Source organism: Bacillus sp. UNC438CL73TsuS30, from assembly GCF_000482325.1.
Lineage (GTDB): Bacteria > Bacillota > Bacilli > Bacillales > Cytobacillaceae > Neobacillus.
In genome coordinates this window covers 71856-86359 of record NZ_KI535299.1, presented here as the reverse complement: position 1 = coordinate 86359, position 14504 = coordinate 71856, and the positions used below count along the sequence as shown (strand labels likewise).

16 protein-coding genes are annotated in these 14504 nt (G+C 40.4%); 10 read left to right on the top strand and 6 right to left on the bottom strand.

Annotated elements, in window-relative coordinates:
* The first annotated feature begins 53 nt into the window (after window positions 1–53).
* On the top strand, window positions 54–479 hold the full coding sequence (locus tag M028_RS0127350; protein WP_197031482.1) for a hypothetical protein: 426 nt from the start codon (window positions 54–56) through the stop codon (window positions 477–479).
* A gap of 119 nt (window positions 480–598) precedes the next feature.
* Here M028_RS0127350 and M028_RS0127345 read toward each other — a convergent pair whose 3' ends face one another.
* The 3 genes from M028_RS0127345 to M028_RS0127335 all read right to left on the bottom strand — a co-directional run bounded on the left by M028_RS0127345 (window position 599) and on the right by M028_RS0127335 (window position 3284).
* Window positions 599–1015: a DUF1284 domain-containing protein gene (locus M028_RS0127345; RefSeq protein ID WP_026576691.1), complete on the bottom strand. Its 417-nt coding sequence runs from the start codon at window positions 1013–1015 to the stop codon at window positions 599–601.
* Between the two features lie 287 nt (window positions 1016–1302).
* Window positions 1303–2100 (bottom strand): Cof-type HAD-IIB family hydrolase, encoded by a 798-nt coding sequence (locus M028_RS0127340; RefSeq protein ID WP_026576690.1) that lies wholly within the window; start codon window positions 2098–2100, stop codon window positions 1303–1305.
* A gap of 254 nt (window positions 2101–2354) precedes the next feature.
* Window positions 2355–3284, bottom strand: coding sequence for a nitrilase-related carbon-nitrogen hydrolase (locus tag M028_RS0127335; protein WP_026576689.1), 930 nt, complete (start codon window positions 3282–3284; stop codon window positions 2355–2357).
* 96 nt (window positions 3285–3380) lie between these two features.
* Here M028_RS0127335 and M028_RS0127330 point away from each other — a divergent pair, with 96 nt between their 5' ends.
* A complete protein-coding gene (locus M028_RS0127330) occupies window positions 3381–4259 on the top strand; it encodes a LysR family transcriptional regulator (RefSeq protein WP_026576688.1) in 879 nt (292 codons plus the stop codon).
* 66 nt (window positions 4260–4325) lie between these two features.
* On the opposite strand, the gene M028_RS0127325 is transcribed toward M028_RS0127330, so the two are convergent.
* Entirely contained in the window at window positions 4326–5195 is an 870-nt protein-coding gene (locus M028_RS0127325) for a LysR family transcriptional regulator (RefSeq protein WP_026576687.1), read from the bottom strand.
* A gap of 174 nt (window positions 5196–5369) precedes the next feature.
* Here M028_RS0127325 and M028_RS0127320 point away from each other — a divergent pair, with 174 nt between their 5' ends.
* From M028_RS0127320 to M028_RS31190, 6 genes are all read left to right on the top strand, one after another.
* On the top strand, window positions 5370–6263 hold the full coding sequence (locus M028_RS0127320) for a DMT family transporter (RefSeq protein WP_026576686.1): 894 nt from the start codon (window positions 5370–5372) through the stop codon (window positions 6261–6263).
* Window positions 6264–6461: 198 nt separating this feature from the next.
* Window positions 6462–7046 (top strand): nucleotidyltransferase family protein, encoded by a 585-nt coding sequence (locus M028_RS0127315; RefSeq protein WP_035424917.1) that lies wholly within the window; start codon window positions 6462–6464, stop codon window positions 7044–7046.
* A gap of 200 nt (window positions 7047–7246) precedes the next feature.
* Entirely contained in the window at window positions 7247–9409 is a 2163-nt protein-coding gene (locus M028_RS0127310) for a xanthine dehydrogenase family protein molybdopterin-binding subunit (RefSeq protein WP_026576684.1), read from the top strand.
* Window positions 9406–9882, top strand: coding sequence for a (2Fe-2S)-binding protein (locus M028_RS0127305; RefSeq protein WP_026576683.1), 477 nt, complete (start codon window positions 9406–9408; stop codon window positions 9880–9882). Before M028_RS0127310 ends, M028_RS0127305 begins: the two co-directional genes overlap by 4 nt.
* Entirely contained in the window at window positions 9867–10745 is an 879-nt protein-coding gene (locus M028_RS0127300; protein ID WP_026576682.1) for an FAD binding domain-containing protein, read from the top strand. Before M028_RS0127305 ends, M028_RS0127300 begins: the two co-directional genes overlap by 16 nt.
* A gap of 18 nt (window positions 10746–10763) precedes the next feature.
* Window positions 10764–11549 carry an XdhC family protein gene (locus M028_RS31190; RefSeq protein ID WP_051591282.1) on the top strand — a complete coding sequence of 262 codons (786 nt, stop codon included), beginning with the start codon at window positions 10764–10766 and terminating at the stop codon, window positions 11547–11549.
* A 34-nt stretch (window positions 11550–11583) separates the two neighbouring features.
* On the opposite strand, the gene M028_RS33945 is transcribed toward M028_RS31190, so the two are convergent.
* A complete protein-coding gene (locus M028_RS33945; protein WP_269320963.1) occupies window positions 11584–11712 on the bottom strand; it encodes a hypothetical protein in 129 nt (42 codons plus the stop codon).
* 267 nt (window positions 11713–11979) lie between these two features.
* Between M028_RS33945 and M028_RS0127285 the strand changes: the two genes are divergently transcribed.
* Both M028_RS0127285 and M028_RS0127280 read left to right on the top strand, forming a co-directional pair.
* Window positions 11980–12315 (top strand): DUF1904 family protein, encoded by a 336-nt coding sequence (locus tag M028_RS0127285; protein ID WP_026576681.1) that lies wholly within the window; start codon window positions 11980–11982, stop codon window positions 12313–12315.
* Window positions 12316–12339: 24 nt separating this feature from the next.
* A complete protein-coding gene (locus M028_RS0127280; protein ID WP_026576680.1) occupies window positions 12340–13497 on the top strand; it encodes a pyridoxal-phosphate-dependent aminotransferase family protein in 1158 nt (385 codons plus the stop codon).
* A gap of 79 nt (window positions 13498–13576) precedes the next feature.
* Here M028_RS0127280 and M028_RS0127275 read toward each other — a convergent pair whose 3' ends face one another.
* The gene (locus M028_RS0127275; protein ID WP_026576679.1) at window positions 13577–14503 is read right to left on the bottom strand and encodes a D-alanine--D-alanine ligase; all 927 of its coding nucleotides are present in this window, start codon (window positions 14501–14503) and stop codon (window positions 13577–13579) included.
* Window position 14504: the final 1 nt, after the last annotated feature.

Below are 14504 nucleotides of genomic sequence, written 5' to 3'. Positions count from 1 at the left end.
TGTTACTCTTGGTATAAAAAATATTCCATTTAGAGGATTTTCGGATAACTTTGATGTTGCCAAGGGCAATCGAGTCCGGATCAAGGGTTCATTTGGACAGCTTGGGCGGAGCCACGGGGAATCGAGTCCTAATCATGGTTTCATTCGGACAGCTTTGGCGAAGCTATGGGCATTTTTGTCCGAATCAGGGGCACATTCGGACAGCTTCGGTGTTGCCAAGGGCAATCGATTCCGAATCAGGGGCACATTCGGACAGCTTCGATGTTGCCATGTGGCAATCGAGTCCGAATCAAGGGCTCATTCGGACAGCTTCGATGTCGCCATGTGGCAATCGAGTCCGAATCAAGGGCTCATTCGGACAGGTTCGATGTCGCCATGTGGCAATCGATTCTGAATCAAGGGCTCATTCGGACAGGTTCGATGTCGCCATGTGGCAATCGAGTCCAAATCAAGGGCTCATTCGGACAGTTTCGATGTAACCATGAGCAATCGAGTCCGAACCAAGACTTCATTCGGACAGCTTCGATGATGCCATGTGGCAATTGTGTCCGAATCAAGGTCTCATTCGGACAGATTCGATTTAATAAAAGGACAGGACTTATTTAACTTCCCTTAAGCCCTTCCCTTCAAGAATCTCTTGAATACCTTCTTCACAAACTCCATATGAACGCCAGAAACAAGTTTCACAGACAGTTTGAATATCGGAGGGTACGACATACTTTTGGATGTGCGACTCAATATCCTCCCAAATTAGAAATTGCCCGATTTTAAGCCCCAATTTCTCTAAAATAACGGCATCTCTTTCATAAATATTATTGTGTAGGCAGTGGTAATCACCAGAGTTGGGGTACTTTTCACACAAATGATCAGGTCCATGTACTAGCTCAATCCACGTCTTGGGGTCGCTTCTCAATGTTTGATGCAAACGGGTCATATTTTCCACGTATTCTTTGGAATAGCCCATTCCACGATAGCCCAGAAGGCAAAAAAGATGATGACCTCTTAGCTTATACATAAATTTCCCCCAGTCCGACAAGTTCGATAATATTTAAATGTTAACCAAAAGAATAAATAGGTTAACGCACTTATTCATCATAACATATCACATTTGATCAGCTGAGAAATTTTTGTTTTTCTAGCAACATCTCCCTGGCAGTTGATTGCATGCTTACTTAGGCGCCTTATGGGGGAATGGACTAAGATCTTTCAGTGATTAGCTACCTGATTCACCAGGGTTCACCGCAACGCTTTTTAAAATGCATACACAAAAAAGGGACGGAATATCCGTCCTTTTTGAATAACCTAAATCACATTTGATTCATATGATTTATGAAGATAACGTTCGATAAACTCTGCTAATCCATCATTTTCGTGGTGTCCTGTAACAAAATCTGCTGCCGCTTTAACCTCTTCGCTAGCGTTCCCCATTGCCACACCAGTTCCGACATGCCGAAGCATCTCAATATCATTGGGTCCGTCACCAATGGCAACCACTTCATTGGGACTAATTCGAAATTCTCGAAGTAAACTTTTTATAGCAGACCATTTGGAAACATGAGGAGCAACCAGTTCAAATCCGTCATTCCAATTGATGACTTCTGCTTCCTTTTGAAACATAGCGGAAAATTCCTGACACGGTGTACCTGTTCGAACACTATATTTAAGAACATCTTGGTAATTTGCCTGTCTTAAATCTCCAATATAACTTGGCGCAATTTGCCCAACTTTAGTCCAATAATCGATTTCTTCATTTGTTTCCTTACAATAAAGTCCATTTACTGTATGGATCATAACATTACAAGGATTTTCAGCGGTCAGATCGTGGAAACGTTCTTCGTTTAGTCGGACGGTTTTCATTTGAATAGCTCTTCCTGTCACTGCATCGTGAATAGCGGCACCATTCAAACAGATCATAGGAGTTTGCAATCCAATTTCTTTATGGTAAGGAGCGGTTACTTCATAGTGTCGACCAGTAGCAAGGAAAACCTTGACTCCCTGATTCATAAGCTTATAAATGCCTTCCATATTTCGGCGGGTAATGTTGTTTGAGGCTGTTAGTAGTGTACCATCCATATCAATAAATACTGCACGCACATTCATTTATACTGCCTCCTCATTCGTTGATAAACGAATCATATCATCTGAATATTAAATCCTTGTAAACTCAGTGTATGGATTAAATAAATCTTGTAGGGAAGCAAGGGATAGGGCTTGCAGGGCGTATCCGATTCAAAAGGATTTTTAGCGTGTTCAGTTCGCACCTATTGTATGTGTGATTTTATACTTATGCAACCATTTACCCCGTTATTGCAGGTGAGTAGGGACCTTTATGAATAAAAATACCAAAAAGAAATCTATTGCTTTTCTTCATTCACGATTAATTGAAACACATCTTTGCGATTATAATGTCCGACAACATCAAAGTCAAAATGACCCCGAGTGCTGTCATCCAAATCTAAAGTCGCATACAGTATTTCTTCTTTTCCAAATACTGGTTCAACTATAAATTGACCAAGTGGATTTACGATGCAACTTCCACCTCTTGTTATTTCATTAGGCATTTTTTGCATTTCCTCTGATTCAAGTAAATCATCTTCATACATATCCTTTGTACTATATTGATTGCAGGATAAAACAAAGCAACGGCCCTCAATAGCAATATGCCTCATAGTAGAAAACCAAGTGTCACGCGAATCAGCAGTTGGTGCGACATAAATCTGAATCCCCTTTTCGTACATAGCTGCGCGTGCTAGAGGCATATAGTTTTCCCAGCAAATGAGCGAACCAATTTTGCCATAAGGTGTATCAAATACAGGGAGTGTACTCCCATCCCCTTCACCCCAAATGAGACGTTCACTTCCTGTTGGTTTTAGTTTTCGGTGTTTACCCAACAGATTTCCATCTGGACCAAAGTAAATCGCAGTGCAATAAAGTGTTCCTCCGCTTGTTTCTTGGTCGCGTTCAATGACACCAATAACAGTATAAGCACCTGCTTTTTTCACGACTTCTCCTAGTTGTTCTGTTTCGACTCCGGGTACCGTTATGGCATTTTTTGCGTAGCGTAAAAAATCATTGCGTCCACTTGCAGAACGGCTGCCTACTACTGCCCCAAAGCTCATCCCCCGTGGATACGCCGGGATAAAAGCTTCCGGAAAAACAATAATATTAGCTCCTTGTTCCCCAGCTTCTTCGATAAACTTTATGGCCTTGTTAACACATTTCTCTTTATTCATTACAATTGAACCCGCTTGAACGACAGCAACTTTACATGTTGTCACTTGAATCCCTCCTTTTTCTCAAATTTTAAGAGGAGCCGATTATAGTGTAAAATATATGATAATCATATTAATTATGCCTAAAAGGAATAATGGAGGAAATTGATGAACTTACAAGACTTCGAGGTATTTAAAACAATTGTGGAGTGTAGAAGCTTTTCTAAGGCGAGTGAGAAGCTATTTATCGCACAGCCATCCCTTTCTAAAACGATTCAAAGGTTGGAAAAAAAGCTCGGCGTAACACTCTTTGAGCGTTCTAATCGAATTATTCGTTTAACCGATGAAGGTGAGCTTGTATATGAAAAAGCGATTATAATGCTTCAGCAAATGAAGGAGTTACATATACAGCTTGAAGATATGAGTGAACATGTAAAAGGGCATTTAAAAGTCGGACTGCCACAAATTATTGGCACATTTTTCTTTCCACAAGTGGCAAAAACTTTCTCTAAAAAATATCAAGAGGTCAAACTTGAAATTGTCGAAGAAGGGGGATTGAGTGTAGAAAAGCTCGTTGAAAAAGGGGAAGTGGATGTAGCTTTTGTAGTGTTACCAACACAAAGTAAGGAACTAGAAGAACAACTTATTTTTGAAGCACCGTTTGTTGCCTGTTTGCCAAAAGCTCATGTTTCAAAAGATGAAAAGCAGATTTCACTTGCACAACTACAACACGATGACTGGATCATGTTTGATCCTACCTTCGCTTTGCGTCAGGTAGTTCTAGATAGTTGCCGTAAGGAGCAATTTGTACCGAATATTGCATATAGTACAACGCAATGGGACTTGTTAATGGCATTAGTCCGTGATGGACTAGGCGTTGCTATTGTTCCAAGGCCATTAACTGAAATGATCTCAAAGAATCTTTGTTTAAAAGAAATCTGCAGTCAATATATCCCATGGAAAATTGGCATCGTTGTGAAGAAAAATGCATATAAAACACATGCCTTGCAGGCTTTTTTGAACATAGTGTCGGATGTTTACAAATAAGATGATAGAACAAATTCTTTATAGCAATTTGCTGCTAAACGAAGGGGACGATATGTAAATACTCACTCACTTGTTGTTCCTATATGATAAATATTCTAAAAATTTCTTGGATGCAAGGGAAAGTGATTTTTGTTCTCTCATCGCAACACCAATATTTCTATAAGCAGGAACTTCAAGCTCTTTTGCTATAATTTTGTGTGGAATACGCTGTAAGATCAATTCTGGTAATATACTGATTCCTAGCCCATTTTCCACCATAGACATAATGGCATAGTCATCCCAGGTTGTAAAATTAACATTCGGTGAAATATAGTGCCTCTCAAAAATTTCAGAGATCTCTGCTTTTGCCCCCTTTTCCAACAGCATAAACGGACTGTTCAGTAAGCCGTTGATCGGAAACTTTTCGCAATTAGCAAGAGGATGATTTTGTGGAATCACTGCCAGCAAACGATCCTGTTCCAAAAAGATTGTTTCAAGTTCTGCTTTTGTCGGTAGTCGCAAAAATCCAAAGTCAACACGCCCATTTAGGATCCAGCTCTCAATTTCAGTATAATCGCCAAGCAAGAATTCAAAATCTATCAATGGGTAATCCTTCTTAAAAATTTTAATAATGTTAGGGAGCCAATGAGATGCTACGCTGGAAAATGTCCCAATACGTATTATTCCAGACTCCAGATTATGTAAGCCTTCTATCTGCTTCATTAAGATTTCATACTCATTGCATATTCGCTTTAATTGGGGCAGTAACTTTAAACCATCCGAGGTTAAATTGATACCGGCACGTCCTCTTTCAAAAAGGAAAATCCCCCATTCCTTTTCTAAATCGTTAATCATACGGCTAATCCCGGACTGTGAATAGTCCAATATTTCGGCAGCTTTTGTAAAACTACCCAATTCTACTGCTTTGACAAATGCCATATATTTTTGGATATTCATATCTCTTTTCTCATCCCATCTGATTTTGTCATACCTATCATGATAAACATTCGTTTTTGTAATGTGTGTAAGTATGATAAATTATTTCTATTAATTATTCAAGTTAGGAAAGGAAAAGGTGTATGACGAAAAAAAACCAAACAGCTACAATTCTCATCAAAGTAGGGTTAGATGATGAAATCTAAAATTCAGTTTATATTATCAATGATTATTTTCGGTACAATTGGTTTAGTTGTTCGAAACATTGGTCTATCTTCGAGTGAAAGAGCTTTACTTAGCAGTTTCATAGGATGCATATTTTTACTGTTAATATTCTTCATGATTAAGAAAAAAATATCATGGAAAGTAGTTAAATCAAATGCTTTATTTTTGATTCTTTCAGGTATTGCATTGGGAGGAAATTGGATTTTTCTTTATCAATCGTATGACCATACGACAATTGCCAATGCAACGCTAGGTTATTACTTTGCACCTGTTTTTGTGATGATTCTTTCTCCTTTTGTACTTCGGGAACAATTATCCATCAAGAAAATTGTGTGTATTGGTGTAGCAATCCTAGGGATGTTAATGATTGTAGGGGAAGGCGTGAGAGCATCCAGCTCAGACGATGTGCTTGGACTTTCTTTCGGATTAATCGCAGCTGCATTTTATGCTGCGTTATTGCTTTTAAATAAATTTATTAAAGATATGGGAAAGTTAGAGCTGACCATCATTCAGCTTGGAATAACTACTTTACTTCTAATGCCATATGTTTTCTTGACTTCCGGCGTTGGTATCTTTGAAGTATCAAGCTCTTCCATTCCTTTTATTTTAATTTTAGGGATTATCAATACAGGGATTGGGTTTTGGTTATTTTTCTCTGGTATGGAAGGATTAAAAGGACAGAGTATAGCTATGCTAAGTTATGTGGATCCATTTGTAGCTATATTGATTTCTGCAATTGTCCTGCAAGAACAGATGACAATTGTTCAAGTGCTTGGTGGTGTACTGCTATTAGGCTCTACATTTGTTAGTGAAATTAGATCAGTCAACTGTTCAAATCAATTAATAAAAACACCAGCTGAATAAAGTTAAAAACAGTGAAGGCATTGGTGTCCCACTGTTTTTTATTTTAAGTATGATTAAGTGTTATTTCCATATTCCATTCATTTCCAAGAGTCATGCCAAACTTTGTCATTCCATATAATAAAGAAAGTAAACAATGCGGGAATAAATTCACAAGACTTATAGAGGGTTAAGAATACTGAATGGTAGAAGGTGACAAATATGGAAGCCATCATCCTAGCTGCTGGATACTCCAGCCGAGCAAATGCATTTAAGCTGACGTTGCCATTGGGGCAAATGACCGTCTTGGAGCAAACCATCTCTAAATATGAAGGAATATGCAGCAGGGTCATCGTCGTAGCTGGGTTTCAAGCGGAAATCATCCAAAAGGAAATCGCAAAAATCAGCAGTAAGAATGCCTATTCTTTCCAAATCAAGTTTGTCTATAATGAAAACTTTACCCAGGGGATGTTTCGTTCCATTCAAGCAGGCTGCAATGAAGTACAGAGCACAACCTTCTTTTTAACACCTGGAGATTGTCCGCTTGTTAAAAAAGAGACCATTCAGCTAATCGAAAAATCCGAAGGGGACGTGGTCATTCCCAGCTTTCATTATAAAGGTGGTCACCCCATCAAATTATCAAGCGAAGTGAAAAAGGCAATTCTTGAAACCCATCCAGATCGCAATTTGCGTGAGGTTCTCAACCAGTATGAAAAGAACTATATGAATGTAGAGGATCCGGGAGTATTAATGGATGTGGATACGCAGGAGGATTACCAAAAAGCCCTAAGTTATTTTAAAGCTTAAATTTCTCAATATTTTTTGCGTTTTATCCATGCAGGTTTATTCGATTAGCTTTCCAGGTCGAATGAACCTGCATTTTTAAATGTCGTTTATTATCATAAAAATTAATCATAAAATAGGTTTCTTATTTATAAAATCGGAAGGAAGAGGTTTCTATCATTCTATGTCCCCTTTTAAAAAACGAGTCGAAGGGTGTTGCTGCCATGAATCTCAAAGACATAAGCATTTCAGTACCCAAAAAGGACCATAAAGGTAAAGTATCAGGTCAATTACCCTATATTAGTGACGTGAAAGTGGAAAACATGGTGTATGGTGTGTTATATCGGTCGCCCATTGCTTACGGAAAAATCTTATCCATTCAATTACCAACCCTTCCGGAAGGGTATGAAGCGGTTGGCGCAGAGCAGATCCCCGGACCGAATTATGTCAAAATTATCAAAGATGACCAGCCCATTTTTGCCAATGAGTGGGTCCAGTATATTGGTGAGCCGATTCTGATGCTCGTTGGAAAAGACCTGGATATCCTGTACAGTTTGTTAGATGAAGTAAAGATTGAATTTGAAGAACATCAGGCTATTTATACATTGGACGAAGCGATCCAGCAAAAATCAACATCCGGGGTTATGATGTCTTGCTATGAATTTGGGGAAAGTTTAGAGACTCTTTCAACAATCGAGCAGGGGGCCCATCAAATCATTGAAGAAGAATATGATACAGGTTATCAGGAGCATGTCTACCTTGAGCCACAAGGAATGCTCGCCATTTATAAGGAGGATGAAATTGTCGTCCAGGGATCGATGCAATGTCTTTATTATATAAAAAACGCGCTGGTAAACGCTTTAGCGTGTGGTGACGAGGAAGTCAGAGTGGTTCAAAGCCCTACTGGCGGTGGCTTTGGCGGCAAAGAAGATTTTCCCTCGATGATGGCTTGTCACGTCGCAGTAGCTGCAAAAGCAGTTAAAAAATCGGTGATGCTCGTGTTCGACCGTTCTGAGGATATGGTGGTGACGACGAAAAGGCATCCGGCCAAACTCAAATATCGAACGGCCCTTGATCAGGAAGGAAATATTTTGAGCATGTGTGTGGATGTTTTTCTTGATGGCGGAGCGAATGAGGGATTGAGCTCTGTCGTATTACAGCGTGCCTTAATAAATAGTGCAGGTGTTTATAAAATTCCTCATTTTCATGCAAAAGGATATGTCTTAAAAACCAATACTGTTCCCAACGGAGCCTTCAGAGGCTTTGGAGCCCCACAAAGCTTTGCTGGAATCGAAAGTCATATGGGACATCTTAGTAAACTAGCAAACATCGACCCGCTTGAATATAAACGAAAATACCTCGTCAAACAAGGAGACCCCACAATCACTAAAGGAAATTTTCGCGACCCAATCTTAATGGAAGAAATGATTGAGGATTTGCAAACCAAATCTGAATATAAAAGGAGAAAAGAGGAGTTTCAACGTTTCAACCAACAAAGCCAGCGCTATAAAAAGGGCATCGGAACCTCGTTGTTCCTCCACGGCTGTGGATTTACCGGCAGTGGCGAACGGGATCATATTAAAGCAACGGTGAAACTGGTTAAATCAAAAGACGGCAAGGTTATGCTAAAAATCTCGAATTCTGATATGGGACAAGGAATTTATACGACGCTGAGTAAAATTGTTGCCAAAGAACTCGACCTCCCATTTGAGAGAGTTTTATACCCTAATCCCGATACAAAAGAAGTTCCCGACTCCGGTCCGACCGTTGCCTCTAGGACGACGATGATTGTCGGAAAATTGCTTGAACGGGCCGCAAAAAAACTGAAAGAACAGTGGAAAAAGGGGGTCGAACAGGAAGTAGTCGAGCATTATGTTCACCGTGAAATGATACCTTGGAACGAATCGACCTTCACGGGAGATGCCTACCCTGCTTATTCATGGGGGACCAATATTGTAGAAGTAGAAGTGGATACAGTAACAGGAAATGTAAAGTTAGAAAAAGTCTACGGCAATTATGAAGTTGGGAAGGTCATCGATGAACTGATTATGAAAGGCCAAATTGACGGTGGTTTGGCGCAGGGGCTAGCGTACGGTTATCTAGAAAAGATGACGTCAAAACAAGGCAGAATCCAGCAAAAAAGCATATCGGATTATGGTCCGCCGACTTCATTGGACGTTGTTCCAATTGAGAGCAAGGTCTTCGATAACCCCTATGCTGATGGTCCATACGGCGCGAAGGGCGCAGGTGAATTAACCTTAATCGGTGGCGCTCCAGCAGTCCAAGCGGCGATTGAAGATGCATTGCAAACGTCTTTTCAGCAAATTCCGATTACACCGGAAGTCATTATGGAAAGTCTTCTGTTGAAAGAAGGTGAAGAAGGATGATTAAATTCACACTAAATGGAAGAATCGTAGAAACGGACGCCCCTCCTACAGTAAGATTACTAGATTTAATAAGAGATGAGTTTGAGTTAATTGGAACGAAGGAGGGCTGTGGGGAAGGGGAGTGCGGAGCCTGCAGTGTTTTTGTCAATAACCTCCTGCAAAACAGCTGTCTTATTCCGATTGGCTCGATTGCTGGTGCTGATATTCAAACGATTGAAGGGATAATGGTAACGGAACAGTTTAAGATTTTAGATGAAAGCTATTCTATTGCCGGTGGCGTGCAATGTGGCTATTGCATTCCGGGGATGATTATGGCGAGTGCAGCTTTGTTATCAAAAAATGCACATCCTTCAGAGGCTGAAATTCGTGAAGGGATTTCCGGAAATCTGTGCCGGTGTACCGGCTACAATATGATTGTAGATGCGATTAACCTAGCAGCTAAAAAAGGTGACGGCTTATGGCAGAAAAAATAGCCGCGTACCGTTTTGAGCGTTTAGACCAAACCTTAAGCCAATTGAATCGAGAAGACTGTGCCATCATCGCCGGTGGTACCGATGTCATGGTTCTTCATAAAAGTGGTAGGGGAGTACCCCTAAAAATCCCCAAACCAATTGTTTTTATTGATCACCTTTCCGAATTAAAGCAGGTATATCAAAATCACAAGGATATCCACATCGGGGCCTGCTGTACCTATAGTGAATTACTTGAACATCCGCTTATACCTCTGCCATTAAAAAACGCAATTAAAACGATTGCGGCCCCTGCCATTCGAAACAGAGGAACATTAGGTGGTAATATTTGCAACGCCTCTCCAGCCGGTGACATGCTTCCATTATTATATGTATACAATGCAAAGCTTTTGTTGCGTTCTATAAATGGGGATCGCATCGTTGCGATTGGCGATTTTATTCAAGGTCCACGACGAATTCAACGCTTTCACAATGAAATCGTAGCGGAGATTATTCTTCCATCTGTTTTAGAAGAAGATTCCAAGGTCGTTTTTGAGAAAGTCGGCAACCGAAACGCAGATGCCATTGCCAAAGTATCGTTTGCGGGTTTCATCAAGATAAGCAAAGATCGAATCGATGACATTCGCTTGGCCTTCGGGGCGGTCGGACCTACGATGGTTCGATCCCTTGATATTGAGAAGATGTTGGTTGGAAAAACAATCCCATTGGTCGATGCAGACATCGCGATGATAGTGGCAGCCTTCGAAAAGATTATTCGGCCCATCGACGATCAACGCTCCACTGCGGCTTATAGAAAAACGGTAGCGTTAAATCTTTTACGTTATTTTCTCAGCCAGAAGCACGATCAAACGAAATCACTTTCTTAAAAAAGGGGGGAGATTTTCATGCTGCTGATGGAAAAAGTGGGAATGCTGACACGTCAAAATGAAACCTTTGCTTTAGCCATGATTATTGAGTCAAAGGGTTCCACTCCCAGGCATGTAGGGAAAATGATTGTTTACCGTGATGGTACGATAGAAGGGACTGTCGGAGGGGGCTTGGCTGAACACTATGTGATCGAAGAATGTGTAAAGGCGATCGAAAATGGCCAATCGAATATCGTTGAATATAAATTGAATAAATACGCAAAAGATGGGATTGACATGGATTGTGGCGGGACGTTACGGGTTTTTATTGAAGTGTATACCAGCAGGCCAGAACTCGTTCTGGTTGGAGCTGGTCATATAGGCTACGCTGTGGCAAAGCTTGCGGATTTCCTTGAATATCCCTATTGCATTGTCGATGATCGTGTAGGTTATTGTACGAGGGAACGCTTTCCTCATGCGTCTAATCTATTTGTGAATGAAGATATTGAAAAGGCCTTGCTCGCAGCAAATCTAAATGAAAAGTCCTATGTGGCGATTTTTACAAAGGATTGTGATGATATTGCCTTAAAAACTGCACTACAATTTCCGTGTGCCTATATTGGAATGGTTGCCAGTAAACGAAGGGCCATCCATGTATGTGAAAAACTAAAAAGTGAAGGGGTCACACCAGAACAGTTGGAACAGGTTTATTCCCCAATTGGATTGAAAATTGACTCAGAAACATCGGAGGAAATTGCTATCGGGATTATCGGAGAAATCATCAAAGTCAGCAAGGAAAAAAAGCCTATAAAAGTGAAACTTTGACCAGAGGGACGGACGGTTCCTCTGGTTTAAATACTTATTTTTTTTTCAATTCATTAACAATCTCATTAATGCGTTTTTCCACTTCATAAAGGTTCTTCTGCATCCGTTCACGTCGACTGGTTAAGACCTGTAATTCCTGTTTCAATTCTTCTGTTTTGCTCATGATTTCCCTCCGGATTATGATATATCATTAATATGCCAGCAAAGAAACCATTTTAATATAATTCATTAAAATCTTCAATTGCTTTTTTGAAAAAAATAATTTTCAATTTTCTGATAAAGTAGTGAAAACCCTGAAACTATTAGCACAACTTTTTTGGGAAGTCCGTTTTGAAGTGATGGAAATCGTGAGGGAAGGCGAGTTTATTGGAAACAAGCAAGGTAACGATTATAATCGGAGTAGATTACAAAAAACGGGAGGGGTTTTGAAGTGCCTCATTTATTTATTCGAGGAGTAACAGTTGAGCAGGTGAAAACGATTAGTAAACCACTCGTTCAGGAATTAGCGGATCTATGTGCCTGTGGGACGGACAATTTTACGCTAGAGGTTGTCCAATCTACCTTTGTTTTTGATGAAAGAGAGGTGCCGGGATATCCATTTATTGAAGTGAAATGGTTTGAAAGAGGGCAGGAAATTCGGGACGAATTTGCGAACATTATCACGAAACAGGTTCAGACCATCGAGATCCCCGAAGTAGAAGTTGCTTTTAGTACGTTTAAAGAGTCTGATTATTATTTCAATGGGAAGAGTTTTGCTGAAGAATAATCTTTATAGAACGGAGGGAAAGGCATGTATCCAAATATATTAAGACATCCAGGGCCGACACCAATTCCTAAAAAAGTAGAACTGGCCATGGCGCAGAATATGATTAGTCATCGTACGGAGGAATTTGTTAAGTTATATCAAGAAACAACACATCGAGTGAAGCCTATTTTCGGGACAAAGCAAGATATTTTGCTTCTACCCTCAGGGGGAACAGCTGCGTTAGAAGCGGCTGCAGTCAATACCGTTTCTCCTGGAGAAGAAGTAGTCGTTATCACGGTTGGCGCCTTCGGTGATTACTTCGTTTCAATTTGTGAGAAATACGGCTTTCATGTACATAAGCTTGCAAAGAATTGGGGAGAGGCCTGTACGGAAGAAGTTCTAACTGAATTTTTGAAGCCGTTATCCAACATTAAAGCTGTTTTTGCAACTTATAATGAAACTTCTACCGGAATCTTAAACCCGATCAATCAATTAGGCGAGGTGGTGCGCACTCATACAGAAGCACTCTTCATTGTCGATGGGGTGAGCTGTATTGGCGGTGCTCCAGCTGAAATGGACGAATGGGGTATTGATATTCTTGTAACAGGTTCACAAAAAGCAATGATGCTTCCACCAGGACTTTCTCTTTTAAGTGTAAGTGAAAGAGCCTGGAAAGTGATCGAGGCGAATCCTACACCTGCGTATTATTTAAATTTATTGAGTTATCGGGAGTGGGCTACAAAGGGGATGACACCTAACACGCCTGCAATTTCCTTGATTATGGGACTTTCTGCGGTATGTGACTTAATTGAGGAGGAAGGCGGATTTTCACAAACCGTCGAACGACATGAAGTAATGAAAAATATGGTTCGTGAAGCCATGAAGGCTCTCTCCATTGGATTATTGACCAGTGATGAGTTTGCCTCGCCAACAATCACGGCGATTCGGACCCCAGAAGGAATAGACCTTTCTGCTTATTTAGGACATTTAAAGAAGAAATATCACCTTGATTTTGCCGGCGGGCTTGGCCATCTGCAAGGTGAAATTTTTAGATTTGGACATATGGGCTATTGCTTCCCAAGTGATATCCTCGAAGCTGTTTCTCTAATCGAAGCGGGGTTACAGGATTTTTCCTATTCATTTGAACCTGGGGCAGGAGTTAGAGCCGCACAAAAGGTTTTCTTGTCTGCACTAAGCAAGTGATAAGATTTTTATAACGGACCCTTCGTTTCTATTCAAACGAAGGGTTTTTTATCCTTCCAATGGAATTTCTAGTTAGTGTTTATAATCTCTTTTTAAAACCTTCCATTTCTCTTACTTTAAGTGAATTTTCAATGATCATGTCTAGCAGCTTATGATAAGGGATCCCCGCTGCTTGTGCGCTTTTTGGCAACAGGCTATTTTTTGTCATCCCAGGTAACGAATTCACTTCCAAAACATAAGGGATCCCGTTTTGAATCATCATGTCGATTCGGGCATAAACACTACATTTTAATGCTTTATAGCAAGTCATTGCTGCAATTGCGACAAGGTTTTGTGTTTCAGGCGAGAGCTCGACCACTTCTTCAATGGTAGCCACATCATCATATTTGGAGGAATAATCAAAAAACTCTCCCTTATGACGAATGGAAATGACTGGTAAAAGCTGTCCGTCCAATATCGAACAAGTGATTTCCTCACCGTTTATACATTTTTCAATCACCACTTCGGTATCACATTTGAATACCTCAGCAATCGCAGACGTTACCGAGTCTTTGTCATAAACAATTTTTACGCCAACACTTGAACCGCCTGAATTCGGTTTCACCACTACTGGGTATCCCATCTTGCCTAGTTCATCCATATTAAGTTCATCCATGCTCGTTAGGTGAATCCAATCCGGTGTTTGCACTCCTTCATACCGGATGATTTTTTTCGAGATATTCTTATCCATGCACAAGCTGCTGGACAAGACGTTGCTCCCTGTATAAGGAACTCCAAGGGTTTCAAGGGTCCCTTGAATGGTGCCATCCTCACCGTACTTGCCATGCAGCGCTAGTAGCGCAACATCAAGATTTCTCGCCTTTTCCACTAAATCTTCTTTGTGATCTAGTTGGATCGGTAGAATTTCATATTTATTTTTATCTAATTGCACCATCATTTCTTCACCTGTCATGAGCGAAACTTGTTTCTCGGAAGAAACCCCTCCCATAATAACGCCAACTCTCATT